This window comes from Paenochrobactrum gallinarii (assembly GCF_014205685.1).
Lineage (GTDB): Bacteria > Pseudomonadota > Alphaproteobacteria > Rhizobiales > Rhizobiaceae > Paenochrobactrum > Paenochrobactrum gallinarii.
Genome location: NZ_JACIIU010000009.1, coordinates 44,292 through 69,512, shown reverse-complemented (window position 1 = coordinate 69,512; position 25,221 = coordinate 44,292). Strand labels below are relative to the sequence as shown.

Below are 25,221 nucleotides of genomic sequence, written 5' to 3'. Positions count from 1 at the left end.
CTTTTGATTTTTTTACGCTTTGTCGCTGGCAAACATCGGGCCGCCGCGCCAACGCGGGAAGCCGTAACCGTGGATTTTGACCAGATCAATGTCGACGGCACTGAGCGCAATGCCTTCATCAAGAATAGCCTGACCTTCGGCCGCCATTTCACCAACCAGTGTTTCGGCAATTGCTTCGAGTGACAATGGCTGTTCAGCGCTGATTTTATTTTGCAACAATGCATCAACTTGTGCTGACGGGCGGCCTTTGCGCTCGCCTTCAACATAATCATACCAGCCGCCTTGGGTTTTTTGCCCTTTACGTCCGGCACGCACCAGAATATCGCCCAAAGTTTCCGGCACATCTGCGCCTGTTGCCCGCGCACCTTCACGTTGCAAAAATGCAATATCAAGGCCGCCCATATCTTGCGCTTCAAAAGGGCCCATAGCCAGACCATAGCCACGCATCGCTGCATCGATATCAGCAATTTTATTGCCTTTGCGCAGCAGGTTTTCTGCCGCCGCCCGATAGCGTTTCAAAATGCGATTGCCGATAAAGCCTTCGCAAATACCGGCTCGTACCGGCATTTTCTTAAGCTTTGCGGCCAAAGTAAAAGCGGTTGCCAGCACTGGTTCTGATGTCTCCGGTGTCGGCACAATTTCCATCAGTTTCATGATATGCGCAGGGCTGAAGAAGTGCAGACCGATAAAACGCTCGGCATGAGGCAGACCTTGTGCAATATCACGCGGATCAAGATAAGATGTATTGGTGGCCAGAATTGCATCCGCACGGCATGCTTGGCCTAGTTTTGCAAATACATCGCGCTTGACACTGATCTCTTCAAAAACGGCTTCAATGACCAGATCAACATCGGCCAGATTGGCATAATCGCTGGTGCCTTTGATGCTGCTCAGGCGAGCTTCGGCCTGAGCCTCACTCAAAATGCCACGTTTAACACTGGCATCAATGATTTTTTGCACATTGCTCAGGCCGCGGGCAACAGCTTCCGCATCCTGTTCGACGAGCACAACCGGATAACCGGCATTGCTAAGCGCCATAACGATGCCTGCACCCATAGTGCCGCCACCGATAACAGCCGTCTTTTTAATTTCGATTGGTGTGATGTCTTTAACAAAGTCAGGCTTGGTCGCATTACGCTCTGCAAAGAAAATACGGCGCAAAGCTGCGGCTTCTTTGGAACCACGACGTTCCAGAAATGTTTTGCGCTCAAAGGCCATCGCTTCATCAAATGGCAAAAGCGTGCTTTGACGAATGGATTCAAAGGCCAGCAAAGGCGCGCTTGCACCTTTGGCTGCTTTGATGACAGCAGCTTTTTGCTGCTCCCAAAACGAGTCATCAGCTTGTGGCGCGGAACGTTGCGACAAAATCTTTGGAAGCCCTTGTTTGATGGCGCTGCGTGCAAAATTGATGGCGCCTTCTTGCAAGTCACCTTCAATGACCGCATCAATGAGGCCATCTTTTTGAGCCTGTTCTGCACGCACCGGCTTGCCGGATGTGACCATACTGATTGCTTTTTCGAGGCCGATGAGGCGCGGCGTACGCACGGTGCCTGAAGCGCCCGGAATAACACCCAGGGTGACTTCCGGCAGGCCGAGAGAAGCATTTGCAACAGCAACGCGGAAGCGGCAGCCCATGGCTACTTCCAACCCGCCACCTAAAGCCGAACCATGAATGGCTGCAACCCAAGGCTTTTGTGCATTTTCAATTTTCGCAACGACATCAGGCAAATGCGGCGGTTGTGGGGGCAAACCAAATTCGCGCACATCTGCGCCCGCGATAAAAGTACGGCCAGCGCAGATAAGCACAACGGCCTCTACCTGAGGGTCTTGATCCAGCGTCGCTACTGCATCCCAAAGGCCTTGGCGCAAGGCTTGGCCGAGAGCGTTAACCGGCGGATTATCAACCGTCACAATGGCGATATTTTCGTCGCGGGTAATGGTCACAGACATATCAAATTCCCAAATAAGCTTCCCGGATTTTAGGGTCGGCAATCAGCTCTTCGGCAGAACCCTGCATTGTGATGTTACCGGTTTCCATCACATAACCCCGATCGGCAATTTTCAACGCACCATAGGCATTTTGTTCCACCAGCAGAATGGTGACGCCTAAAGTTTTCAAATTGCTGACCACATCAAAAATCTGCTGAACAATGATTGGTGCAAGCCCCATGGACGGTTCATCCAGCAGTAAACAAGCCGGACGGCCCATCAAAGCGCGCGCCATAGCAAGCATTTGCTGCTGGCCGCCGGAAAGGCCGCCGGCTGGAAGATTGCGCTTTTCTTTCAGGATAGGGAACATGGCAAAAGCATCGGCCATATCTTTTTCCACCTGATCGTCACGGAAGAGGAAAGCGCCAAGACGCAGGTTTTCCTCTACCGAAAGATTGGTGAAAATCTGACGACCTTCGGGGGATTGTGTCAGCCCGCGCGAAGGGCGGCGAAACGCTGCCAGATTGGTGATTGTCTCGCCACGAAAGTTGATTGAACCTTCAGAAACGGGCTGCAAACCAGAAAGGCAGCGCAATAATGTGGTTTTACCCGCACCATTAGCACCCACAACAGTGACAATCTCGCCGGAATCGACGGTGAGATTGATGCCGTGTAAAACTTCAATGCGCCCGTAACGTGAGCGTAAGCCCTCAACTGTCAGCATGGGCGGTCTCCTCGTTGAATTCTGCGCCGAGATAAGCGGCAATCACTGCCGGATTACGACTGACCTCGGCAGGCAAGCCTTCGGTGAGCTTTTGGCCGTGATCGAGAACGACGATATGATTGGAAATGCGCATGACCATTTTCATGTCATGTTCTACCAGCAAAATCGCGACACCGGACGCTGCCACATCGGCAATTAATTGGTCGATTTCATCGGTTTCAACGGCATTACAACCAGCAGCAGGCTCATCAAGCAGCAGTACAGCCGGATTGAGTGCCAAAGCGCGGGCAATTTCAAGGCGCTTCAATGAGCCATAGGATAGGTTTCCCGCTTCCCGTTCTGCGGCGCGTTCAAGGCCGACCTTTTTCAGCAGTTCCATCGCGCCTTCGCGTGCCTTGGCGGATCTGCGATGGGATGATGGAAAGTTGAGCAGATCTGCCAGAACCGAACCGCGTTCACTTAAGTGAAAGCCGGCAATGGCGTTTTCAATCACGGTCATATTCTGGAAGATTTGCAGGTTCTGAAAAGTACGTGACATACCGCGGCGTGCCAGCAAATCCGGACGCATACCGGTAATATCTTCACCTTTAAGCATCACACGGCCTTGCGATGGCTGATAAACACCGGAAATCATATTGAACAGCGTGGTCTTGCCAGCGCCATTTGGCCCGATAACGGATGTGATTTCGCCTTGTTTTACCTGAAAGCTGACATTATCAACGGCTTTCAGACCACCAAAGCTGATGCCTAAATTTTCAACTGAGAGCAGGGTCATTCGCCGGTTCCCTTGAATTTGCGGACGATGGATGGCAGCAGACCTTCACGCAGGAAAATCATCACCAGCATCATCACAAGGCCTAAAATCAGCTGTTCATATTCGGCAAAAACGGTGAGAATTTGCGGCAGAATGGTTAAAATTGCTGCACCCAAAATAGCACCCAGCACAGAAGCTGCACCGCCAAGCACCGCCATGGTCACCATTTCAATCGAATGCATGAAACCGGCAATATCAGGCGTGATAAACTTGTTTTGCAGAGCAATCAGTGAGCCCGCAACGGACGCAAATACGGCTGAAATAACAAAGGCAAGCAACTTATAGCGTGCCACATCAATGCCGACTGTGCGGGCAGCAATTTCTGAGCCGTGTAAAGCGCGTAATGAGCGACCCATCGGGCTGTTATAAAGATTAAGCACAATCCATGCGCCGATCAGCAGCACGAAACCGCAGAAATAATACCAGAACTCACCATTCGACAGGTTGATACCGATATTCTTCAAAACCGCGCGCAAGCCCAGTTCCGGCACCGACATACCGTCAGGGCCGCCGGTGAGGTCGCGCTCATTGCTCAAAACCATCGAGATCAAAATGCCGAAGCCGAGGGTGGCAACGCCTAAATAATAGCCTTTGAGGCGCAAAATCGGACGGCCGACCAAGTAGGCCATAATTGCGGAAATGGCAGCACCTAAGAAAACCGCAGCACCAGGGTGAATGCCTAAATGCACAGGTGCAAGGGCGCAGGCATAACCGCCAATGCCGGCAAAGCCGGCGTGACCAAGGCTGATCTGCCCTGCATAGCCGGTGAGAATGACAATGCCAAGCACCGCAAGGCTATTGACGAATACCATAGCGCCGATGCGGAAATAAAAGCCGGAAGGGAAGAAAAAAGGCGCCAGTGCGATTAGTGCGAAAAGTACCAAAAGGGTGGCGTTTTTGCGTGAAATGAATGACATCAGACACGCTCCGTGGTTTTCTTGCCGAAGAGGCCTTGCGGCATCAGGAACAGCACCAGAAGAATAACGATGAAGGCGGCAGCTTCTTTATAGGTGGATGAAATATAACCAGCCGTCATTGCTTCAATGAGGCCAATCAGAAAACCACCAGCCAGCGCGCCTTTTGGGTTGCCCATGCCGCCAAGCATAGCGCCGGCAAAACCTTTGAGCGCAAAACCAATGCCCACATTATAGGCAACAAGGGTGATTGGGGTGGCAAGCACACCAGCCAGTGCGCCAATACCTGCCGACAATGCAAAAGACAGTGTCATGATGAAAGTGGTATTGATGCCGACCAATTGCGCGGCCTGACGATTATTGGATGTGGCAAGCACTGCGCGCCCCAACAGGGTGCGGGTGAAGAAAAGCCACAGACCGATAAACACCACCAAAGCACCACCGATGACCCACAAGCTCTGGGTTTGGATTGTGGCGCCCAGGAAGTTGAGTGGTTTGTCACCGGAGAAAGCCGGAAAACTATGGATCTGCTTATCAAAGATGATCTGTGCACCGCCTTGGATGAAAACGGAAGCACCGATGGTGATGATAATCAGCGAAACAACTGGCGCACCACGCGCCGGTTCGATTGCGAATTTATTGATCGCAACGCCAAGTGCCGCTGTCAGAACAATGGCAATGAGAGCGGCCAGCGGCAGGGGTAAACCCGCGGCATAAGCTGCCCAAGTGATCATGCCACCCAGCATGACAAATTCGCCCTGAGCAAAATTGACCACATCGGATGCGTTATAAATGATCGTGAAACCAAGGGCGATCAGTGCATAAACAGCACCGACAGTTACCCCTGAAGAGAGAAATTGCATAAACTCTGACATGAGCTCTCCGCGTCTTAATGGAGAAATAACAGGCCGGATGACATGATCCCGCCTGTGCCGGAATTATCGGCGCAGGCGGGATGCAGATGTCATTATTATTCGGCTACAGTCCAGCCGCCGTCTTTAATCTGGAGCATACGGAACGCTGTCAGATCAAGGCCGAGATGGTCTTCAGGTGAGAAGGTGTAGATACCTGTCGCACCGGCCAGACCGCTGGTTTTTTCAATGGCGTCGCGGATTTCCTTAGGCTCAGCAGAACCTGCACGGGTAATCGCATCGGTCACGATCAAAAGAGCGTCATGCGCATAGCCGCCGAATGTATCAACCGGCATTTTATAACGCTCTTCAAATTTCGCCTTATAAGCAGTGACGAGCGGCTGCTGCGGATCACTTGCATCGAGCTGATCGGCGATCAAAAGGGCAGTTCCCGGCAGACGCAGGCCTTCAGCGGCTTGCTCACCAGCCAGTTTGATGAAGCCTGAAGAGGCAACGCCATGCGACTGATACATCGGCAGTTCGATGCCGAGCTGATGATAGTTGCGGGTTACAATCGAAGGACCCTGACCAAAGCCCGGATTGAGCACAGCCTGCACACCCGGCGCATTGCGGATTTTGGTCAGCTGAGCGGTCATATCCGCATCTTTAGGGTCGTAGGTTTCATCGATGACGATGTCGATTTTATAATCTGGTGCTACGTTTTTGCACTGGGCTTCCATTGAAGCGCCAAAACCGTCAGTGCCGGAAATCATGCCGATCTTGGTGAAGCCGCGCTTGACCATATCTTCATAGATTTTCTGGCAGGCCATACGGTCGGTATGCGGGGTTTTGAAAGTGTAAGGGCGCACTGGCTGAATGATTTCAATTGCACCGGCAAGTGCGATGAAAGGAATTTCAGCATCTTCAGCCACGGACAAGATCGACATGGATGTGCCGGTGGTGGTGCCGCCGATAATGGCAACCACTTCGTCATCTTCAATCAGACGGGTGGCGAAAGTACGGGCTTTGTTAGCATCGCCGCCATCATCATACATGATGAGTTTGACTTGTTCACCGTTGATGCCGCCTTTTTCATTCAGCTCTGCAACCAGCATTTCCAGAGTTTTAAATTCCGGATCGCCGAGGAATGCTGCCGGACCTGTGGCCGAAACAGATGCGCCGATGCGGATTTCGGCATGAGCTGCACCTGTCATTGCAAGAGCAAGTACAGCGGCCGGAACGGTTGCTTTAAGAAAGTTCATCATCAGGATACTCCTCCCAGAGTGTTTGTTATTCTGCGACCGGCCGGCGCCACATGGCGTGGTGAAAACGGCTGGCAACAAATGCTGTATCGGTCAGGCAGGCATTGCCCGCAGGATTGGCACCGGTTACGTGAAAATCACTGAAGGCTGCTGACTGGTTGACGAAGATATTGCCTGTCAGATTGACCGACAGATTGACGCCACCGCGCGCAAAGGCGATTGCCGCCCGTTGAATGCGTGGCTCATTGGTGTCGTAAAGGGCGGCTGTGATGGCGCCCTTTTTACGCGCAAGGCTGGATGCGGTCTGGATGGCTGCATCGCCATCTTTAGCCGGAATAACGAACATGATTGGCCCGAACCATTCATGTTTGGTGGCTTCATCACCGGCTTCAACGGCAATGAGCAAAGGTGTGGCGCTGTTTTTATAATCAAGCGGCGCAGAATCACGAATGATGCGGCCAAGCGAACGGGCTTTTTCCACGCGGCTTAATGTGGCCGGATTGGCAATGGCACCGCAAATGGCGGCAGCGCGTGCCGGATCAGCGACAAGACGGTCAATCGCATCGGCCAGACCTTTGGCAACATCGTCAAAGCTTTTATGCCCTTCGTCGGTTTCAATGCCGCCTTCGGGAATATAAATATTCTGCGGTGCGGTGCACATCTGACCGGAATAAAGTGACAGCGCAAAAGCCAGATTATCGACCATGGCAAGGAAATTATCAGTGCCGGCAATGGTGATAGTGTTGATACCGGCTTCTTCGGTGAAAAGCTTGGCCTGAACAGCATTGCCACGCAGCCAGTCACCAAAGGCATTGGAGCCGGTATAGTCAATCAGCTTGATATCGCTGTGCGTTGCCAGCTTGTCGGCAATCGGTGCATCGACACTATCAACGGCCAAAAGAACGGCATCAGCTGGCAGACCTGCCTCAACAAACACTTCGCGCAATGTTTTAACGGCAAGTGCCAGTGGCAGCACTGCTGATGGATGCGGCTTGATGATCACCGGATTACCGGTGGCAAGGCTTGCAAAAATACCCGGGAATGAATTCCACGTTGGAAATGTATTGCAGCCGATAGCAAGCGAAAGACCGGAGGGAATCAGTGTCCAGTGTTTTTCAAGACGTAAAGGTGCTTGTTTGCCCTGTGGCTTTTCCCAAACAGCCTGTGCCGGAAAGCGCTGCATTTCTGCCCAGGCAGCAGCAACAGCTTCTAAGGCACGGTCTTGTGCATGCGGGCCACCGGCCTGAAAAGCCATCGGAAAAGCCTGTCCGGTGGTGTTCATCACCGCATTGCCCATCAGGAAGCTTTGCGCGTTTAAACGTGCTAAAGTTTCAAGCAGCGCACCGATGCGGATTTTGACATCAGAAGCGGCAAAAGCATCGGCAATCTTATTGGCTGCATTGATTAATGCCTGCGGTTCTGCGGCCGGATAAGTGATTCCCAGTGCGTCGCCATAAGGAGAAATTTCGGCGCCGATACGGGCAGTTTCCGGGTGGCCGGCAATATCGAAAGGCTTATTGAGAAGTGCCTGATAGCTTGCTAATCCGTCGTCACGGGCCGTTTCGCCATAGATCTTGCCTGACGGGACTTCCGGATATGGTGTCCAGAACTCACGGGCTAACAGTGCTGCACCAGCAGCATTGAGTGTCGGTAAATGGCGATCCCAAAACATCGTGAAAACGTTCCTCCTCGTTCTTCATATTATTATTGACCGGCCGGTCAGTTTATGCAACAAAAAAAGAGGGCTCCACAAATATCATGGAGCAGGGAGTTGAAATATGTCGGATACGGTTCTTGTAGAGCTGGCTGATGGCGTTCTGTCTTTGACGTTGAATCGCCCTGAAAAGCTGAACTCATTTAACGAAGAAATGCACATGGCGCTGCGCGCCGGCATCCAGCGCGCACATGATGATGTGACTGTTCGTGCAGTGCTGATTACAGGTTCGGGTCGTGGTTTTTGCGCCGGACAGGATTTAGGCGACCGCGATCCGCGTAAAGGAACGCCAGCGCCGGATTTGGGCAATACGCTCGAAACTTTTTATAATCCGACATTGCGTTTGATCCGTGCTTTGAACAAGCCGGTTATCTGCGCGGTCAATGGTGTGGCAGCCGGTGCAGGCGCTAATATTGCCATTGCTTGTGATATTGTTTTTGCCGCAAAATCTGCCCGTTTTATTCAAGCCTTTTCCAAAATCGGGCTTATTCCCGATGCTGGCGGTACATTTAATCTTACCCGTATTTTGGGTGAGCCGCGCGCCAAGGCATTGACCATGTTGGCTGAGCCATTATCGGCAGAAGATGCAGCTTCTTGGGGGCTGATCTGGAAGGCTGTTGATGATGAGACATTGCTTGATGAAGCATTGGCGACAGCACGTAAGCTTGCCAAAGGTGCGACTTTCGGCCTTGGTTTGACTAAGCAGCTTATTCAGGCGTCTGCGAGTAATTCTTTGGATGATCAGTTGGATCTGGAACGTGATGCCCAGCAAAAAGCCGGTAAAAGCGCTGACTATGCTGAAGGTGTTACAGCGTTTTTGGAAAAACGTGCCGCGGAGTTTAAGGGCAAATGAAAAAAGTTGCAGATATGACCCCGCAGGAACTGGCCGAAGCTTCCGCACAAGCCATGTGGGCAGGTGATAAAGCCAGCCAGAATTTGGGCATGGAGCTTGTCAGCGTTGCACCAGGTACTGCTACTCTGGCGATGACACTCACCGAAACCATGTCGAACGGACATGGTAATTGTCACGGTGGCTTTATTTTTACACTTGCCGACAGCGCTTTTGCGTTTGCTTGCAACAGCTATAATCAGCTGGTTGTAGCGCAAAGCTGCTCGGTCAGTTTTATCAATCCGGGAAAAATCGGGGATCGGTTAACAGCCGTTGCGCGTGAAGTCTCCCGACGCGGCCGCTCAGGCATCTATGATATTCGGGTTTCCAATCAGGATGGTGAGCATATTGCAGAATTTCGCGGTTTGTCGCGCAGCGTTAAAGGAACGCATGTGCCTGAGTGAATGTCTTTGACGTGACACTCATCTGATACCGCATCAAGTTATTACCCTAGGGAGGTTATTATGACAGCGATGGCACCGGATCCCAAGATCCTTGACCCTATTGAAACTGCATCACGCGATGAAATCGAAGCGTTGCAGTTCCATCGCATGAAGCGTTCATTGAAGCATTGCTATGAAAATTCCCCGTTCTACCGCAAGCGTTTTATCGAAGCTGATGTGCATCCGGAAGAGTTGAAAACACTCTCTGACATTTCCAAATTTCCGTTTACTTATAAACAAGATCTGCGCGACACTTATCCGTTCGGCATGTTTGCTGTGCCACAGAACAAGGTTGTGCGTATTCACGGTTCATCCGGCACAACCGGCAAGCCGACTGTTGTTGGCTATTCACAGTCCGACATTGATAACTGGGCGAATTTGATTGCCCGTTCCATCCGTGCCGGTGGCGGCCGTTCCGGCGATATGCTGCATAATGCTTATGGTTATGGCCTGTTTACCGGTGGTATCGGCGCGCATTACGGTGCGGAGCGCTTGGGCTGTACGGTTATTCCGATGTCCGGCGGTCAGACTGAGCGTCAGGTAACCCTGATCAATGACTTCCGTCCGCGCATCATCATGGTGACACCGAGCTACATGCTCTCTATTCTCGATGAATTCCGTCGTCAGGGTCTTGATCCGCGTAAGAGTTCGTTGGAAATCGGTATTTTCGGTGCAGAACCATGGACAAATTCCATGCGTGAAGAAATCGAAGATGCATTCAACATGCATGCGGTTGACATTTATGGCCTTTCCGAAGTGATGGGGCCGGGTGTGGCGATGGAATGTGTGGAAACCAAAGATGGCCTTCATGTTTGGGAAGATCATTTCTATCCAGAAATTATCGATCCGGTGACCGGTGAAGTGCTGCCTGATGGTCAGGTCGGTGAATTGGTGTTCACGACACTTACCAAAGAAGCGCTGCCGATGGTTCGTTATCGCACCCGCGATTTGACCCGTATTTTGCCAGGCACCGCCCGCTCGATGCGCCGCATTGAAAAAATCACCGGCCGTAGTGATGACATGATCATCCTGCGTGGTGTAAACGTGTTCCCGACCCAGATCGAAGAACAGGTTCTTAAATGCTCTGGTCTTGCACCGCATTTCCAGATCCAGCTGACCCGTACTGGTCGTATGGATTGCATGACTGTTCATGTAGAATGCACAACCGATATGACAGATGAGAATGCACGTGCTAAATCAGCTCGTGAATTGTCACATCATATTAAAAGCGTTGTTGGCGTTTCGGCACAAGTGGTTGTTAAAGACCCGAATTCAATGGTGCGCTCTGAAGGCAAAGCCAAGCGCGTTGTGGATGACCGCCCTGCTGAATAATGGCCATGCTAATATAGCTAAGTCAACTTTGCTAATTTGATTTGAAAAGTTAATAATCGCATGAGGGGGCACTTTTAGCCCCCTTATCTTTTGCTGATGAAGCACGATACTATAAGAATAAGGGGGGCAATATGTCTCGTACCAGAGCCACAGATTTTGAAGAAAAACAACGTGGTTTACTGATGAGCGCCGCGGAAGTTTTTGCAGAAGTGGGGATGGAAAAAGCATCCATGTCACTGATTGCCAAACATGCCAGTGTGTCCAAATCTTTACTTTATCATTATTATCCCAGCAAAGAAGAGCTGATTTTTGCCATCATCTCCACCCATTTGGAAGATCTTGTTGCTGCGATTGAAGAGGCGGATGACGAAACATTGCCGCCGCAAAAACGTCTGCGTCAATTGGTTGGCACTGTGCTTGAATGTTATAAGGGAGCGGATAACGCCCATAAAGTGCAGCTGAATGCAGCATGGGCTTTGCCCGATGATAAACGCCAGCAGATTTATACGATTGAGCGCGGTATTGTTAAGCGGTTCTCAAGAGTTTTACGTGAGATTAACCCTGATCTGGACAATGCCGAGCGGCCGCTGCTTACCCCCGTTACCATGTCACTGTTTGGGATGATCAACTGGGTTTATATGTGGTTCAAAGACGGCGGCAAGATCACGCGTGAAGATTATGCGGATGTGGCGACAACGCTGATTTTGGAAGGCATCAAAGCCGTACGTTAATTTTTTATTTGGCTGAATGATAAAAGCGGAGCGCTTGTGGGAGGCGCTCCGCTTTTTTGTTGTTATGCAGGTGTTGCGGCCAGTGGCCAGGTTTTGGCAACCATGGTGAGAACATCATATTGCGCAACAACGTCATCACGCTGGTTGGTGACGCGGCAATCCCAGCGCACTTCGCCATGCTGGCTGTTCATGCGCGGATTGATTTGCTTGCAGGTGAGGCGTACCTGCAAAGTATCGCCGAAATAAACCGGCACGAGGAAACGCAGATTATCAACGCCGTAATTGGCAAGCACCGGCCCTGCATCAGGATGAACGAAAAGTCCGGCAGCAAAGCTTGCAATCAGATAGCCATGTGCCACGCGTTCATCAAAGAACGGATTGGCTTTGGCGGCTTCACTATCCATATGCGCGTAGAAAGTATCACCGGTGAAATGAGCAAAATGCTCAACATCTTCCAAAGTGATGGTGCGCTTTTCAGTAACCAGCTGATCGCCGATTTTAAGTTCTGCCAAAGATTTGCGGAACGGATGTTCGCCCTGATAGCTTGGTGCGCCTTCAATCCAGCGTCCGGTAACCGCTGAAAGCAGGGTAGGAGAGCCCTGAATAGCGGTGCGCTGCATGAAATGCTTAACACCACGAATGCCGCCCATTTCTTCGCCGCCGCCTGCACGACCCGGCCCGCCATGAATAAGACCGGCAAGCGGTGAACCATGGCCGGTGGATGATTTGGCAGTATCACGATTGCCAATCATCACACGGCCATGCCACGCAGCGACACCGAGAACGGCTTTCTCGGCAGTCTTGGGATCATTGGTGAAAACGGATGAAACGAGCGAGCCTTTGCCTTTGCGTGCAAGCGCGATGGCTTCATCAAGATCATCATAAGCCATAACAGTTGATACAGGGCCAAAGGCTTCCACATCGTGGATGGCTTCTGCTTCAAACGGCTTGTCAGCATAAAGCAGAACCGGATTGAGGAAGGCGCCTTTTTCTGCATCACCTGAAGTGACATTGACCTGATCCGGATTGCCCGCAACGATGCTGGCACCTTTTTGCAGCTCGATAATGCGTTCACGCACTTCCACACGCTGATCAAGGCTTGCAAGCGCGCCCATGCGGGTGGTTTCATCACCCGGCAAGCCAACGGCGGTTTTGCCCAAACGGTCACGCAGCGCAGCAATCAATGCATCAACTTGCGCACGCGGTGCGATAACACGGCGAATGGCGGTGCATTTCTGCCCAGCCTTGGAAGTCATTTCGCGTGCGACTTCCTTGACGAAAAGATCAAATTCCGGCGTGCCGGCAACCGCATCTTCGCCCAAAATCGAGGCGTTCAGACTGTCGGCTTCCATGGTGAAGCGGGTTGAGTTTGCAACAATTGCCGGATGATTTTTCAACATACGGCCAACTTTGGCTGATCCAGTGAAAGTCACCGCATCCTGCTCGGTCACATGGTCAAGCATATTGCCGACCGAACCGCAGATCAGCTGCAAAGCACCTTCCGGCAGAATACCGCTTTCGATAATGCGGCGTACCATCAGCTCGGTCAGATAGGCGGTCTGGCTGGCAGGTTTAACAATGCAAGGCACACCGGCAATGAGCGTTGGTGCGATTTTTTCCAACATGCCCCAGATCGGGAAGTTGTAAGCATTGATATGCACGGCCACGCCCTGAAGCGGGGTGAGAATATGCTGGCCTAAAAAGCTTCCATCGCGTGAAAGCGGTTCAATATCACCTTCAGTGAGCACTCGGGTGTTTGGCAGCTCACGGCGACCCTTTGATGAGAAGGTCAGCATCGTGCCGATACCGCCTTCAATATCCACCCAGGCGTCAGGGCGCGTCGCACCGGTATGCAGGCTCTCGGTGTAGAATTCCTCTTTTTGTGCCATCAGCAGCTGGCCAAGCTCTTTAAGAAGCTGGGCGCGCTCGTGGAAGGTCATTGCTTGCAGTTTTGGCGCTGCAACTTTGCGGCCATAATCCAAAACATCGGCAAAGTTAATGCCGGTTGAATCGATCTGTGCAACCGGTACGCCTGTTGCGGCATCGAGAAGCGTTTGCCCTTCTTTTGTGCCTGCGACCCAGCTGCCATAAACATAGCTTTCAAGGCGGCGAGGCTGAACAGCCGTATTGCTCATTGCGTTTCCTTCCAAATTTCTAATGGGGGCAGGGCGCTGTTAAAGCGCCCTTATCAAAGACCAAGCGCTGCCAGCGTTTTGCTGCATTCAGCATTCCATTGCGCCAGTAAATCTTTGTTGGAGCTATGGCGCAGGCCAAAGCGGCTTAAAATTTCAAAGCGATCAGAATTCGGATCACCAAAACCGGCTGCCACGCGAGGAAGCCAGTAAGAAACCGACTTTTTCGCTTCTGCGCGGCCTTCTTCGGTGGTGACGATTTCGGTCAAACCCTCAAGGCCAAGCTGCATATGACGCATTTCGCGCGGGGCAATCTCGCGGAAAACTTCAGCCAATGGCGCATAGGAAATGCGGGTAAATTCGGTCATCAAAACACTGGTCGCCAAGCCTTGCAGCACGTTCATCACCACCGCATCAGTCCAGCTGATGATCGGGTAATGAAAGACGGATACGCGCATATCGCCTTCTTTGCGCACCTGCCCTAAATCGCTGTCGCGTTCAACGCGCGCGGCCCAATCATATTGGGATTGATAGCGGCGCTTGTCAGTGCCGAAATCGCCCATAATATTGAGTACACGCTCGGCGTGATCGGCTTTTTCAAGCGTGATGCGGCTGGCAGCAATGCGCTCTTTGATGGCTGGTGCAAAGTTAATCGACGAGGCAAAACCGGCAGAGGCTGCCAATTCGCTGTCGATGAAACTCGACATTATACGCATCAATTCGCCGCGATAGCGTGCCGGCACATTGTTTGGCGCGGTCAAAACACCGCCTTTTGCCAGATAGTCTTCGATATTCATCAGATCAGTCATGGCATGTTCCTTTATTCGTCGTAAGTTACGACAACGCGGTCGCTGAGCACAGAAGCCTGACAGGAAAGCACATAACCTGCACGCACTTCATAATCTTCCAGCGCGTGGTTGACGGCCATTTCCACTTCGCCTTCCAGCACTTTACAGCGGCATGTCGAGCAAACACCGGCTTTGCAGGAATATGGCGCATCAAGATTATTTGCGAGCGCCGCATCCAGAATGGTTTCGCCATTGCGTTGCATTTCAAAATTGCGTGTGGTGCCGTCAAGGGTAAGCGTTGCCTGTACGCCTGCGCCATCATTAACGGCTTGTTTGGAAACCGTACGCTGTTTGGCGCGGCCTTGCTGACCGGATGCAAATAGTTCAAATTTAATTTGTTCGTCTTTGAGACCATGATCGCGCAGGCTTGCCGCAACGCTCAGCATCATTGGTTCTGGGCCACAGATAAAAGCTGTATCAATGGCTTTCGGGTCAATCCATGCGCGGAAAAGATCTTTCATTTTCGCTTCATCAATACGACCGGTAAACAGGTCAATTTCCTGTCCTTCCTGACGCAGGATGTGAATAACGGAAAAACGGCCAAGATAGGTGTTTTTCAAGTCTTCCAGCACTTCGCGGAACATGATCGAACTGATCTGGCGATTGGCATAAACCAAGGTGAAGCGGGAATGTGGCTCACGCGCCAAGGTGGTTTTGATGATGGAAAGCAAAGGCGTGATGCCGGAACCGGCAGCAAAGCCCAGATATTGCTTAGCCTGATCGGCAGCCAGTGGCGCAAAGAAGCGCCCCATTGGCGGCATAGCTTCGATCTCGTCGCCTTTTTGAAGATTTTCATTGGCCCATGTGCTGAATGCACCGCCGTCCACGCGCTTGATGCCGACCTGCAATACGCCGTCATCAACACCGGCACAGATCGAATAGCTGCGGCGCAGTTCTTCCCCGTCAAAAGCACGGCGGAAGGTCAGGTACTGGCCTTGGGTGAAATTAAAGTGCTCGCGATCTTCATCACGCGGAGCCAGTGTCAGGACGACAGCATCACGCGTATCGCGTTGAATATCGGTGACTTTAAGGGTGTGAAAGCGTGCCATTGGGTGTCTTTCTTAAAACCGACCTGCATCTGAGGATGCAATTAAACTTGGCTGCATCTTGTTGATGCACTTGAAACCGGATTGCATCTTCAGATGCATTTGAAATAATCGAAAGGCTCCAGACAATCCTTGCAGCGATAGCTGGCCTTGCATGGCGTGGAGCCGAATTGGCTGATCTTCTCGGTATTGATTGATGAGCAGCGCGGGCAGCTGATCGTCATATTGGCGCCGGAAAGGCTGCGCGCACGGTCAAGCAAAACGCCGTCAGCGGCGGTGCCGTCAACCGGTGGCGTGATGCCGTATGCGCGAAGTTTTTCACGCGCTTCTGCGGTCAGCCAGTCTGTTGTCCATGCCGGAGACAGGCGGCGCTCCAGCCGCAATTGCTCAATGCCTTTGGCTCGTAATGCCGTTTCAATATCAAGATTAATGATACTGGTCGCCGGACAGCCGCTATAAGTGGGTGTGACGGTGACGACCAGTTCATTATCCTGCCATTCGACATCACGGATAATACCGAGATCTGTCAGGCTGATAACCGGGATTTCGGGATCCGGAACCTCGGCGAGCCAGCCCCAGACTTCGTCAACGGAGGGACGGGCAGCGTTCTGCATGGGCTTACCAGCTGGCGCCAGGATAAGCGCGCTGCAACCATTGCATCTGGGTCAGCAAATGTCCCAAATGCTCGGTATGTACGCCCTGACGGCCACCTTGATGGGCAAAATTTCCATCCGGAATACGCAGAGTTGCTTCATTCAGCACGGCGCGGATCACAGCTTCCCATTTCCCGCGCAAATCTGCCGGATCGGGTGCCAAACCTTGCTCAGCGACTTGTTTGTCACTGTCATCGCTGCTGAACATCTCGCCAGTATAAGACCACAATGCATCCAGTGCATCCTGCATGATTTTGTGGCTTGTTGCTGTTCCGTCGCCCAGACGGATAACCAGATCAGAAGAGCGCTCCAGATGATAGGCAACTTCTTTTGCTGCTTTTTCCGCAATATCAGCAATACGCTGATCGGTTGATTTCTTCAGCTCTTTCAACAGTTCCAGATGATAGGCATCAAACAAAAACTGGCGCATCAATGTGTGACCGAAATCACCGTTCGGACGCTCAACGATCAGCAGGTTTTTGAAATCCCAGCCGTCACGCAAGAAAGCCAGATCATCGGCCGAGCGGCCCTTGCCTTCCACTTCACCGGCAAGACCAAGCCAAAGCTGTGTCTGGCCGATCAGATCAAGCGCTACGTTTGCCAGCGCAATATCTTCTTCCAATGCCGGTGAATGGCCGCACCATTCTGAAACACGGTGGCCAAGGATCAGCGTATTGTCACCGATGCGTAGCAATGTTTCAAAAAGCGGATCATTTTTTGGTTCAGCAAGAGGGCGCACATTGCGTACGATCTCTTCCTGTCTGGCGCGGTCACGTACCGGCGCTGTTTTGCCGTGTGCTGCGCTCATTACATGCTCCCCACTTCTTCAGGAATATCGAAGAATGTCGGATGGCGGTAGACTTTGCTGTTGGAAGGCTCGAAAAGCGGGCCTTTGTCCGACGGGCTTGAAGCAACAATATCATCAGAGCGCACAGCCCAGATTGATACGCCTTCATTGCGGCGGGTGTAAACATCGCGGGCATTGTTGATGGCCATTGCAGCGTCGGGCGCATGAAGGCTGCCGACATGACGATGGTTGAGGCCGTGCTGACCGCGAATGAAGATCTCCCAGAGTGGCCATTCTTTTGACATGGGTGTGTTCCTTGACTTTGTGGCACTTGAATTCGTTTTGAGGGCTTGTGTGCCGCTTATTCAGCGGCTACACGTGCAGCGCGTGCATCAACTTTTTCCGCATGCGCAACCAGTGCTTCGCGGAACCATGCACCATCATCCCAGGCTTTAACGCGCGCACCGAGACGATCGGCATTGCACGGGCCATTGCCGTTAATGACGTTGAAAAACTCTTCCCAATTTGGCTCGGTAAAGTCGTAACCGCCTTTTTCCTCGTTCCATTTCAGGTCAGGATCCGGCACGGTCAGGCCTAAATATTCGGCCTGCGGTACGGTCTGATCGACGAATTTCTGACGCAACTCGTCATTGGTATTCATCTTAATTTTCCACGCCATCGACTGAACGGAGTGGACGGAATCTTTATCCGACGGACCAAACATCATCAGTGCCGGATACCAAAGACGGTTTAAGGCATCCTGCGCCATGCGCTTTTGATCCGGTGTACCGGAAGCCATCTTCATCATTACGGCATAGCCCTGACGCTGATGGAAGGATTCTTCCTTACAAATGCGGATCATCGCACGGCTATAGGGCCCATAAGATGTACGCTGCAACGGCACCTGATTCATAATTGCCGCACCATCAACCAGCCAGCCTACGGCGCCCATATCGGCCCAGTTGAGGGTTGGATAGTTGAAGATGGAGGAATATTTCATCTTGCCTGCATGCAGACGTTCCAGCAATTCATCGCGTGAAACGCCGAGGGTTTCTGCGGCTGAATAGAGATAAAGACCGTGACCGGCTTCGTCCTGCACTTTGGCCAGCAAAATGGCTTTGCGTTCCAGTGTCGGTGCGCGGGTGATCCAGTTGCCTTCCGGCAGCTGCCCGACAATTTCACTGTGGGCGTGCTGGCCGATCTGGCGGATCAGGGTTTTGCGGTAGCCTTCCGGCATCCATTCTTTTGGTTCAATCTTTTCACCACGGTCAATGCGTTCCTGAAACGCAATTTCCTCCGGGCTCATATCAGTGCGGTCTTTGGCGCCTTCAGACGTTACGAGCTGTGCATACATATTAAGATGTCCTTCCTGCTCACACGCGTTCGATGATGATTGCAATGCCCTGACCAACGCCGATGCACATGGTGCACAATGCATAGCGCCCGCCGGTGCGGTGTAACTGATACATGGCGGTTGCCACCAGACGTGCACCCGACATGCCGAGCGGATGACCGATCGCAATCGCGCCGCCGTTCGGATTAACATGTTCTGCATCATCCGGCAGGCCGAGATCACGCAATGTTGCCAATGCCTGACTGGCAAAAGCTTCATTGAGCTCGATCACATCCATCTGATCAATGGTGAGACCCGCACGCGCCAAAACTTTTTTGGCAGCAGGTGAGGGGCCGATACCCATGATGCGCGGTTCAACGCCGGCCGCAACCATGGAAACGATGCGCGCTTTAGGGGTAAGCCCCTGCGCTTTGGCAGCCTCGCTTGAGAGGATTGTTAAGGCTGCTGCACCGTCATTAACGCCGGAAGCATTACCGGCTGTAACTGTCAGATCAGTGCCGTTGATGGCTTTCAGTTTTGCAAGCGCTTCAACAGTTGTGCCAGGGCGCGGGTGCTCATCTTCCGCAACAATAATCGGATCGCCGCGACGTGGTGTAATGGTCACCGGAGCGATCTCGTCATTGAAGAGGCCTGCGGCTTGCGCAATCGCCCAACGTGCCTGACTGCGCGCAGCAAAAGCATCCTGATCTTCACGCGAAATATTAAAGTCGCCAGCCACATTATCGGCGGTTTCCGGCATTGTATCAACGCCGAATTTTGCTTTCATGGCCGGATTAACAAAACGCCAGCCAATGGTGGTGTCATAAACCGCATTGCTGCGGGAAAATGCGCTCTCTGCTTTAGGCATAACAAATGGGGCGCGGGTCATGCTCTCAACGCCACCGGCGATCACGAAATCGCAATCACCTGCGCGGATAGCACGGGCTGCCATACCAATTGCATCCATACCGGAGCCGCAAAGACGGTTAACCGTGGTGCCCGGAACGCTGATTGGCAGGCCTGCGAGGAGAGCAGCCATACGGCCGACATTGCGGTTGTCTTCACCAGCCTGATTGGCGCAACCGTAAATCAGATCGTCAACGGCTGACCAGTTGACCGAAGGATTGCGCTCGATAAGGGCTTTGAGCGGCAGTGCTGCAAGATCATCCGCACGAACGGAAGCAAGCGCTCCGCCATACCGACCAATTGGAGTACGCACTGCATCGCAGATAAAAGCATCTTGCATGGATATATTCCTTCCTACCCTGAGAGCGGAAGAATCTCCTCATTCATCGACCGCTTGGTCAGAGTATAAGAGGATGAAACATTACAATGCAAGAGAATTTTTAGAATTGTTGTAATGTTTTGAAAATCAGAGCTTTTTTATTCGGCAATTAACAGCCCTTGCTGACGCAAGCGCGTTTCATCGGTGCTTGCCGGTAAAACACCGTCAACGCCTTCACAGAGAGCAGCGATGCAGTTTTCAGCTTTCGGGCTAAGTGCCAGATAGAGATTACGGAATAAATTGCGGGCTGTGTGCCCTTGCCAGTCTTGGGGCAATGCGTTGAGCGGTAAGCGCGGATCGCGCAGCAAAACACCACGATACATATGCACCAGAATGAGCCGTACCATTAATGCGTTTTCCGGCGATAGCGCATCGGCGCGTTGATAAAGCGGTTCAAAGCGGGCAATTAAATCGCAATAACGCTGATGGATCTGGCTCAAATCCCAGAACTGCGCCAGCCAGCCCATGTCATCGGGGTCTTGTGCGCGCAGGATTTGTGCGTTTTCCGGCAAAGCCTGTCCGCGATCAGGGCGGATAAAAATGGCTGATCCCATCCGTCCCATGCGAAGGCGCGCGGCATCGGCATCGGTTAAATCAGGCGCATAAATAATTTGCCAGCCTTTCGGTTCCTGATCGGGTTGATAGAGGAGCTTAGCCGCTTGTTCAAACTCAGCGCGCGAAGAAACATCAAGGCTGTAGTAACTGCGGCGTCCGTTGCGCTCGCCTTTGAGGCGATTGGCAGTAACTAATCGCGAAACAGCAGTTCGAACCACTGATTCACTCAAACCCGCACGATTGCAAATCTCGATTAAGGAGCCTGTCCAAAACACGCCGCCACGCGGTAAAACAATATCGCCATAGACTGTGACAATAAAAGCTGCTGCCCGTAATTCCTGATCTTTGAGCAGATTTTTAATGACGTTGTCGACGGTCATGGATGTTTTACTTTCACTTGAAGCACGAGAAAAGCAACTGCAACAGGGGATTGCCTGTGCAGATAAAGATGATGTTTTCTTGAAACTTTCATAAACCAACTGCGTTGAGATAGCAAAACCAGCAAAGAAAGATGCTTACATAAGGTGTGCCAAGCTTTACTTTGCTTATGTCACGTTTTGGCAAAAGCTTATTTGAATGCTGGTAAAATCAGCAGTATTTTTTATGAAAAACTAAGGCGTGATTGATGATATACAACAGGCATATTGCAGTTTATCAGCAAGTGAACCGGCTTAAATTGTAATGGATTTTTATTGAGGATCGAATGGTGGGCGTAATAGGGATTGAACCTATGACCCCTACAATGTCAATGTAGTGCTCTCCCGCTGAGCTATACGCCCATTCGATGAAGCGCATACACCATATCAGAATGCGCTCGTCAATGCCCTTTATCAATATTTTTCGATTTTTTAGCGTGTCTTTTCAAAGGCGTGGAAAAAACACGCTGTTTTTTCATGAATTAAGCCGCAATCAGCATCTTTTCGATTTCATTCACCAGATCACGCAGATGGAAAGGCTTCGAAAGTACCTTGGCATCCTTAGGCGCATCCGAATCGGGATTGAGCGCAACCGCTGCAAAACCGGTGATGAACATCACTTTCAGATCCGGATCGATCTCGGTCGCACGGCGTGCAAGCTCAATACCATCCATTTCCGGCATGACAATATCGGTCAGAAGAAGAGAAAATGGCTCTTCCCGCAAACGCTCGTAAGCGCTGGCGCCGTTGTCAAAGTGGGTTACATGATAGCCAGCCTTTTCCAGTGCTTTGACCAGAAAGCGGCGCATATCATTGTCGTCTTCAGCAAGAAGGATTCTCTTCATTGGTCCGTCCGAGTGTCTTGTCGCTTCAGGCTGATGCTTTGGGGGCAAGCACCCGTTGCGACTCAATAGATTTTGCCCTCTAGCAAAACCCTTTTAGGTAAATATGGAATGAATTTTCGCTAATAAAACGCCCAAAACTTTAAAATGCGGCTCTTAATTACGAGATTTGTCGAAATTATGATGCAAAATTGAAGGTGCAAAGCTTGTTTGGATGCTCTAAATATTCGTAAAATTGAAAATACCTGATTTTCCAACTCCAAGTTTTTTAAGGGGCGCGGTGAAACAGGAAGGCGCATAACAAACGGATCAGCTGCTGTGTATGATGACTTTTTAATGACACCGGCATTTGATGTTTTGGCTCCGGCCGAACAACTTATTCCGTTTGTGTTTAATTCCCCTCATAGCGGATCGCATTATCCTGACAGTTTTTTGGAGGCCTCTGCACTTGATCCGCTGACTATCCGTTCATCTGAAGATTGCTATGTGGATGAATTATATGCGTCAGCCGTTTTACTGGGGGCGCCTTTATTGCGGGCACGTTTTCCGCGCGCTTATCTGGATGTTAATCGTGAGGCTTATGAGCTGGATCAGCGGATGTTTTTTGAAGCTGTGCCTGCATATGCCAATACCCATTCGGCGCGTGTTGCGGGTGGTTTGGGCACTGTGCCACGCAATGTCGGCGAGGGACGGTTGATTTATCCGGGCAAAATCCCGCTGCAATCAGCGCTCGACCGTATTGAGAAGCTTTATAAGCCTTATCATGCGCAGTTGAGCGAATTGTTGGACAAAACCCGTGATAAATTTGGCTATGCGGTGCTGATTGATTGTCATTCTATGCCTGCAGGAGCCGAGCAATCCGGTTCAAGACGTGCCGATTTTATTATTGGTGATCGCTTTGGGCGCGCTTGTCATATCGGCCTTGCAGCAGCAACACTCGATTTGCTGCAAAATTATGGATTTGATGTGGCTTATAATAAGCCTTATGCGGGCGGATTTATCACTGAACATTATGGCAAACCGGCTGAAAATATTCATGCGCTGCAATTAGAGATGAATCGCGGCCTTTACATGAATGAGAAGACGCTGGAAAAGTTTGTAAGTTTTGACCTTCTGCGCCGTGATTTATATAGTTTTTTAAGTGATTTAACCGCTTTGCCTGATAGTGTTTTGGGCTATTCGCAACTGGCTGCGGAATAGCTGATACTTCATGAGTAGTCAAAGCTTGCGGCTTTCTATAAATCAAATGTCAAAGATTGATACAGGGAGAGCGGGCGTGCTTATTAATCAGACGTTTTTTCAAAAATTGGCCGATGCGGCAGCGGCGGAAAGCTTGCCACGGTTTCGTCAGTTTAATGAGATTGATAATAAATATACGGTCGGTTTTGACCCCGTGACGGAAGCAGATCGTGCGGCTGAGCGCGCCATTCGTGCGGTGATTGGTGAAGAGTTTCCTGATCATGGCATTTTGGGTGAAGAATATGGTGCGCATAATACTGATCAAAGCCATGTCTGGGTGATTGATCCGATTGATGGCACACGCGCCTTCATTTCCGGCTTGCCTATTTGGGGCACACTGGTGGGGCTTACTATTGATGGCGATGCCAAAGCCGGAATGATGTCGCAGCCTTTTACGGGTGAGCTTTATTTTAGCGATGGTAAAGGCTCTTATCTTTGCCATGGTTCGGCATCGCTGCGCACATTGAAAACCCGTGGCACGACTGCATTAAGTGAGGCAACGCTTTTCACCACAACACCGTCGCTGTTTAAGGACAAAAAATATGAGGCTTTCAAGCGGCTTCAGAGGCAAGCACGGCTGACACGCTATGGCGTGGATTGCTATGCTTTTGCGATGCTGGCTTCAGGCTTTGCCGATGTGGTGATTGAAACCGGATTGCAACCTTATGATATTGTTGCACTTATTCCGATCATTGAGCAGGCGGGTGGTGTGATTACGCAAATTGATGGCGGGCCTGCGGAAGAGGGTGGTGATGTCATTGCTGCTGCCACACCGGAACTGCATAAACAGGCTATTGCAACTTATTTGGGCTGATCCTTAGTCTGTTGAGCGCCGGCTGGAATAAAGGCATCGAAAGCTGCCCAGAATTGCTGCCGGTAATGATCGTCCTCCTGCATTAATTCGTGGCGCGCACCATCAATGGTGATGGATGTCGCGCCGCGAATTTGACGGGCATAATCTTCTGCTGCGCGGCTGGAAACAACCGTGTCAGCTCCGGCCAGAATGAACAGCGTGGGGATTTTGGGAGCGCTTAAATTTTTCGGTAGATTTAGCATTTGAATAGCGCGCAGGGCGTTAGAAACCCACGTAAATGTCGGGCCGGCAAGACCTAAGCTGGAGCAATCATAAATGATTTGCTGGTTACGTTGATAACGCTGTTCGTCGCTGGTCAGAACATTGCCGATAAATTCACGTTTATGGCCGGGTATCACACCCCGTCTGGCATAGATTTTTCCCAAACCTGACAGTTGCATAAAGCGGCTTATCCGGCGCAAATTTGTGTCGGAAAAACGTTTGGCGGGAAAGCCCAGCAAGGGAGCGGCAAGTACGATGCGCTCAATATGGGGTGCAAGATGAGCCATGGAGCTTAATGCAATGAGGCCACCTGCGGAATGTGCCAAAACATAAAAAGGGGCAGGGCAGTTTTTGAGCACAATCTCGTTGAGAAATTGCTCTAAATCATCGGTATAATCTTTAAACCGGCGTACGAAACCACGATTTTTATCTTTGATCAGGCGTTCCGAATGGCCCTGGCCACGCCAATCCATCGTGGCGACATGAAAGCCGCGCATATGAAGATCATCAATGGTTTCGTAATATTTTTCGATACACTCATTGCGCCCGTGCAGCAAAATAACCGTTCCCTGTTTGTGGACAGGGTGCGACGGCACCAATGCATAGCGCAGTTTTTTATGGTCTTTTGTGTCGATAAATCCGGCCTGAAGTTCTTTCGGCTTCAGATTGTCAGCGGTATCGAATAAAATTTCTTCCGGGCTTTCATGTGTATCTGTTCGGGCGGGCGTTGTCACATGAAGGCCTTTCGGGTGAAGGAATTGATTTCGTTTGGTATTTAGAAAAATAAGAAATGAAGTATTGCCAAGTTTTCAACCAGTGAAACTCAACCAGATTTTAGCTTGTTTTTTTAAAAAATAAACCGGAACGGATAGAAAAACTATCCGCTCCGGTTTGTTGGTTGCCTGATAAGGGACGTTATCAGGTAACCAAGACTTTATGTGCGGTTGAAATGCGGGCGGCCGATATAGCGCTGACCGACAATTTTTCCGCTATAACCATTAACGATCAGCATCACCTGACGGCCTTTATGGTTGCGGGCACGGACATAGTAATCGCTGCGCTGCTGGCGGATATCGTGGGTGCGATAGCCCTGACGATAAAGCATTCTTCTTACTTCGCGCTGGTTCATCATTTGGTAGCGTCTGTTATGCTGCTTTTTCCAGCCGTGGCGCTGGTCATAACGCCCACGATCGTTCCATGAAGAATGAACCTGAACTGTCAGATCGCTGGCCGGAGCCGCAGCAGCTGGCAGCGAAAAACCGGTGATAATGGTTGCCAGAGCTGCAAAAGTGATAAGTGCTTTTTTCATCTTCAATGTCCTTCAGCTTCTAATGTTCAAGACTTTACGGTTTGAGGGGGCGCTTTGGAGGCCGTTTGCCCGTCTTGTTGATGATCTGACTATAAAAG

General features: G+C 51.1%; 25 protein-coding genes and 1 tRNA gene. 6 read left to right on the top strand and 20 right to left on the bottom strand.

Going from position 1 to position 25,221, the window contains the following annotated elements; all coding sequences use genetic code 11:
• Positions 1-12: 12 nt before the first annotated feature.
• The 7 genes from FHS77_RS10235 to paaN form a co-directional block, all read right to left on the bottom strand.
• The gene (locus tag FHS77_RS10235; RefSeq protein ID WP_184223007.1) at positions 13-1,950 is read right to left on the bottom strand and encodes a 3-hydroxyacyl-CoA dehydrogenase NAD-binding domain-containing protein; all 1,938 of its coding nucleotides are present in this window, start codon (positions 1,948-1,950) and stop codon (positions 13-15) included.
• Between the two features lies 1 nt (position 1,951).
• Positions 1,952-2,653, bottom strand: a complete 702-nt coding sequence (locus FHS77_RS10230; protein WP_184223005.1) for an ABC transporter ATP-binding protein — start codon at positions 2,651-2,653, stop codon at positions 1,952-1,954.
• On the bottom strand, positions 2,640-3,428 hold the full coding sequence (locus FHS77_RS10225; protein WP_184223003.1) for an ABC transporter ATP-binding protein: 789 nt from the start codon (positions 3,426-3,428) through the stop codon (positions 2,640-2,642). Before FHS77_RS10225 ends, FHS77_RS10230 begins: the two co-directional genes overlap by 14 nt.
• Positions 3,425-4,384: a branched-chain amino acid ABC transporter permease gene (locus FHS77_RS10220; protein ID WP_184223001.1), complete on the bottom strand. Its 960-nt coding sequence runs from the start codon at positions 4,382-4,384 to the stop codon at positions 3,425-3,427. The genes FHS77_RS10225 and FHS77_RS10220 overlap by 4 nt, the downstream gene beginning before the upstream one ends.
• Positions 4,384-5,256, bottom strand: a complete 873-nt coding sequence (locus tag FHS77_RS10215; RefSeq protein ID WP_184222999.1) for a branched-chain amino acid ABC transporter permease — start codon at positions 5,254-5,256, stop codon at positions 4,384-4,386. The genes FHS77_RS10220 and FHS77_RS10215 overlap by 1 nt, the downstream gene beginning before the upstream one ends.
• A gap of 95 nt (positions 5,257-5,351) precedes the next feature.
• A complete protein-coding gene (locus FHS77_RS10210; RefSeq protein WP_184223061.1) occupies positions 5,352-6,494 on the bottom strand; it encodes an ABC transporter substrate-binding protein in 1,143 nt (380 codons plus the stop codon).
• 28 nt (positions 6,495-6,522) lie between these two features.
• Positions 6,523-8,166 (bottom strand): phenylacetic acid degradation protein PaaN, encoded by a 1,644-nt coding sequence (gene paaN, locus FHS77_RS10205; RefSeq protein ID WP_184222997.1) that lies wholly within the window; start codon positions 8,164-8,166, stop codon positions 6,523-6,525.
• Between the two features lie 106 nt (positions 8,167-8,272).
• Between paaN and paaG the strand changes: the two genes are divergently transcribed.
• The 4 genes from paaG to FHS77_RS10185 all read left to right on the top strand — a co-directional run bounded on the left by paaG (position 8,273) and on the right by FHS77_RS10185 (position 11,603).
• Positions 8,273-9,061 (top strand): 2-(1,2-epoxy-1,2-dihydrophenyl)acetyl-CoA isomerase PaaG, encoded by a 789-nt coding sequence (gene paaG, locus FHS77_RS10200; protein WP_184222995.1) that lies wholly within the window; start codon positions 8,273-8,275, stop codon positions 9,059-9,061.
• Entirely contained in the window at positions 9,058-9,501 is a 444-nt protein-coding gene (gene paaI / locus FHS77_RS10195; protein ID WP_184222994.1) for a hydroxyphenylacetyl-CoA thioesterase PaaI, read from the top strand. The genes paaG and paaI overlap by 4 nt, the downstream gene beginning before the upstream one ends.
• Before the next feature lie 60 nt (positions 9,502-9,561).
• Positions 9,562-10,872 carry a phenylacetate--CoA ligase PaaK gene (gene paaK, locus FHS77_RS10190; protein WP_184222992.1) on the top strand — a complete coding sequence of 437 codons (1,311 nt, stop codon included), beginning with the start codon at positions 9,562-9,564 and terminating at the stop codon, positions 10,870-10,872.
• Between the two features lie 131 nt (positions 10,873-11,003).
• On the top strand, positions 11,004-11,603 hold the full coding sequence (locus FHS77_RS10185; protein WP_184222990.1) for a TetR/AcrR family transcriptional regulator: 600 nt from the start codon (positions 11,004-11,006) through the stop codon (positions 11,601-11,603).
• A 62-nt stretch (positions 11,604-11,665) separates the two neighbouring features.
• Here FHS77_RS10185 and paaZ read toward each other — a convergent pair whose 3' ends face one another.
• The 11 genes from paaZ to cpdR form a co-directional block, all read right to left on the bottom strand.
• Positions 11,666-13,738: a phenylacetic acid degradation bifunctional protein PaaZ gene (gene paaZ, locus FHS77_RS10180; protein ID WP_184222988.1), complete on the bottom strand. Its 2,073-nt coding sequence runs from the start codon at positions 13,736-13,738 to the stop codon at positions 11,666-11,668.
• 53 nt (positions 13,739-13,791) lie between these two features.
• Positions 13,792-14,544 (bottom strand): Phenylacetic acid catabolic protein, encoded by a 753-nt coding sequence (locus FHS77_RS10175; protein WP_184222986.1) that lies wholly within the window; start codon positions 14,542-14,544, stop codon positions 13,792-13,794.
• Between the two features lie 11 nt (positions 14,545-14,555).
• Positions 14,556-15,632 carry a 1,2-phenylacetyl-CoA epoxidase subunit PaaE gene (gene paaE / locus FHS77_RS10170; protein ID WP_184222984.1) on the bottom strand — a complete coding sequence of 359 codons (1,077 nt, stop codon included), beginning with the start codon at positions 15,630-15,632 and terminating at the stop codon, positions 14,556-14,558.
• Positions 15,633-15,721: 89 nt separating this feature from the next.
• On the bottom strand, positions 15,722-16,243 hold the full coding sequence (gene paaD / locus FHS77_RS10165; protein ID WP_184222982.1) for a 1,2-phenylacetyl-CoA epoxidase subunit PaaD: 522 nt from the start codon (positions 16,241-16,243) through the stop codon (positions 15,722-15,724).
• A 4-nt stretch (positions 16,244-16,247) separates the two neighbouring features.
• Positions 16,248-17,090 carry a 1,2-phenylacetyl-CoA epoxidase subunit PaaC gene (gene paaC, locus FHS77_RS10160; protein ID WP_184222981.1) on the bottom strand — a complete coding sequence of 281 codons (843 nt, stop codon included), beginning with the start codon at positions 17,088-17,090 and terminating at the stop codon, positions 16,248-16,250.
• Positions 17,090-17,374, bottom strand: a complete 285-nt coding sequence (paaB, locus tag FHS77_RS10155) for a 1,2-phenylacetyl-CoA epoxidase subunit PaaB (RefSeq protein WP_184222979.1) — start codon at positions 17,372-17,374, stop codon at positions 17,090-17,092. Before paaB ends, paaC begins: the two co-directional genes overlap by 1 nt.
• A gap of 56 nt (positions 17,375-17,430) precedes the next feature.
• On the bottom strand, positions 17,431-18,423 hold the full coding sequence (paaA, locus tag FHS77_RS10150; protein WP_184222977.1) for a 1,2-phenylacetyl-CoA epoxidase subunit PaaA: 993 nt from the start codon (positions 18,421-18,423) through the stop codon (positions 17,431-17,433).
• Between the two features lie 19 nt (positions 18,424-18,442).
• Entirely contained in the window at positions 18,443-19,648 is a 1,206-nt protein-coding gene (gene pcaF / locus FHS77_RS10145; protein WP_184222975.1) for a 3-oxoadipyl-CoA thiolase, read from the bottom strand.
• Positions 19,649-19,785: 137 nt separating this feature from the next.
• On the bottom strand, positions 19,786-20,622 hold the full coding sequence (locus FHS77_RS10140) for a PaaX family transcriptional regulator C-terminal domain-containing protein (RefSeq protein ID WP_184222973.1): 837 nt from the start codon (positions 20,620-20,622) through the stop codon (positions 19,786-19,788).
• A gap of 324 nt (positions 20,623-20,946) precedes the next feature.
• Positions 20,947-21,021, bottom strand: a tRNA-Val gene (locus FHS77_RS10135).
• 119 nt (positions 21,022-21,140) lie between these two features.
• Complete coding sequence (gene cpdR, locus FHS77_RS10130; protein ID WP_184222971.1) at positions 21,141-21,503, bottom strand: cell cycle two-component system response regulator CpdR; 363 nt, start codon at positions 21,501-21,503, stop codon at positions 21,141-21,143.
• A gap of 333 nt (positions 21,504-21,836) precedes the next feature.
• Here cpdR and FHS77_RS10125 point away from each other — a divergent pair, with 333 nt between their 5' ends.
• The gene (locus FHS77_RS10125) at positions 21,837-22,700 is read left to right on the top strand and encodes an N-formylglutamate amidohydrolase (RefSeq protein ID WP_184222969.1); all 864 of its coding nucleotides are present in this window, start codon (positions 21,837-21,839) and stop codon (positions 22,698-22,700) included.
• Between the two features lie 76 nt (positions 22,701-22,776).
• Positions 22,777-23,553 (top strand): histidinol-phosphatase, encoded by a 777-nt coding sequence (gene hisN, locus FHS77_RS10120; RefSeq protein WP_184222967.1) that lies wholly within the window; start codon positions 22,777-22,779, stop codon positions 23,551-23,553.
• Here hisN and FHS77_RS10115 read toward each other — a convergent pair.
• A complete protein-coding gene (locus tag FHS77_RS10115) occupies positions 23,541-24,548 on the bottom strand; it encodes an alpha/beta fold hydrolase (protein WP_184222965.1) in 1,008 nt (335 codons plus the stop codon). The two genes, hisN and FHS77_RS10115, sit on opposite strands and share 13 nt — an antisense overlap.
• A 200-nt stretch (positions 24,549-24,748) precedes the next feature.
• Entirely contained in the window at positions 24,749-25,123 is a 375-nt protein-coding gene (locus FHS77_RS10110) for an antifreeze protein (protein ID WP_184222963.1), read from the bottom strand.
• Positions 25,124-25,221: the final 98 nt, after the last annotated feature.

What these genes read in the sequence shown, in the direction of transcription:
- FHS77_RS10235 (WP_184223007.1), bottom strand. Translation starts at nt 1,950, where the DNA reads ATGTCTGTGACCATTACCCGCGACGAAAATATCGCCATTGTGACGGTT.
- FHS77_RS10230 (WP_184223005.1), bottom strand. Translation starts at nt 2,653, where the DNA reads ATGCTGACAGTTGAGGGCTTACGCTCACGTTACGGGCGCATTGAAGTT.
- FHS77_RS10225 (WP_184223003.1), bottom strand. Translation starts at nt 3,428, where the DNA reads ATGACCCTGCTCTCAGTTGAAAATTTAGGCATCAGCTTTGGTGGTCTG.
- FHS77_RS10220 (WP_184223001.1), bottom strand. Translation starts at nt 4,384, where the DNA reads ATGTCATTCATTTCACGCAAAAACGCCACCCTTTTGGTACTTTTCGCA.
- FHS77_RS10215 (WP_184222999.1), bottom strand. Translation starts at nt 5,256, where the DNA reads ATGTCAGAGTTTATGCAATTTCTCTCTTCAGGGGTAACTGTCGGTGCT.
- FHS77_RS10210 (WP_184223061.1), bottom strand. Translation starts at nt 6,494, where the DNA reads ATGAACTTTCTTAAAGCAACCGTTCCGGCCGCTGTACTTGCTCTTGCA.
- paaN (WP_184222997.1), bottom strand. Translation starts at nt 8,166, where the DNA reads ATGTTTTGGGATCGCCATTTACCGACACTCAATGCTGCTGGTGCAGCA.
- paaG (WP_184222995.1), top strand. Translation starts at nt 8,273, where the DNA reads ATGTCGGATACGGTTCTTGTAGAGCTGGCTGATGGCGTTCTGTCTTTG.
- paaI (WP_184222994.1), top strand. Translation starts at nt 9,058, where the DNA reads ATGAAAAAAGTTGCAGATATGACCCCGCAGGAACTGGCCGAAGCTTCC.
- paaK (WP_184222992.1), top strand. Translation starts at nt 9,562, where the DNA reads ATGACAGCGATGGCACCGGATCCCAAGATCCTTGACCCTATTGAAACT.
- FHS77_RS10185 (WP_184222990.1), top strand. Translation starts at nt 11,004, where the DNA reads ATGTCTCGTACCAGAGCCACAGATTTTGAAGAAAAACAACGTGGTTTA.
- paaZ (WP_184222988.1), bottom strand. Translation starts at nt 13,738, where the DNA reads ATGAGCAATACGGCTGTTCAGCCTCGCCGCCTTGAAAGCTATGTTTAT.
- FHS77_RS10175 (WP_184222986.1), bottom strand. Translation starts at nt 14,544, where the DNA reads ATGACTGATCTGATGAATATCGAAGACTATCTGGCAAAAGGCGGTGTT.
- paaE (WP_184222984.1), bottom strand. Translation starts at nt 15,632, where the DNA reads ATGGCACGCTTTCACACCCTTAAAGTCACCGATATTCAACGCGATACG.
- paaD (WP_184222982.1), bottom strand. Translation starts at nt 16,243, where the DNA reads ATGCAGAACGCTGCCCGTCCCTCCGTTGACGAAGTCTGGGGCTGGCTC.
- paaC (WP_184222981.1), bottom strand. Translation starts at nt 17,090, where the DNA reads ATGAGCGCAGCACACGGCAAAACAGCGCCGGTACGTGACCGCGCCAGA.
- paaB (WP_184222979.1), bottom strand. Translation starts at nt 17,374, where the DNA reads ATGTCAAAAGAATGGCCACTCTGGGAGATCTTCATTCGCGGTCAGCAC.
- paaA (WP_184222977.1), bottom strand. Translation starts at nt 18,423, where the DNA reads ATGTATGCACAGCTCGTAACGTCTGAAGGCGCCAAAGACCGCACTGAT.
- pcaF (WP_184222975.1), bottom strand. Translation starts at nt 19,648, where the DNA reads ATGCAAGATGCTTTTATCTGCGATGCAGTGCGTACTCCAATTGGTCGG.
- FHS77_RS10140 (WP_184222973.1), bottom strand. Translation starts at nt 20,622, where the DNA reads ATGACCGTCGACAACGTCATTAAAAATCTGCTCAAAGATCAGGAATTA.
- cpdR (WP_184222971.1), bottom strand. Translation starts at nt 21,503, where the DNA reads ATGAAGAGAATCCTTCTTGCTGAAGACGACAATGATATGCGCCGCTTT.
- FHS77_RS10125 (WP_184222969.1), top strand. Translation starts at nt 21,837, where the DNA reads ATGACACCGGCATTTGATGTTTTGGCTCCGGCCGAACAACTTATTCCG.
- FHS77_RS10110 (WP_184222963.1), bottom strand. Translation starts at nt 25,123, where the DNA reads ATGAAAAAAGCACTTATCACTTTTGCAGCTCTGGCAACCATTATCACC.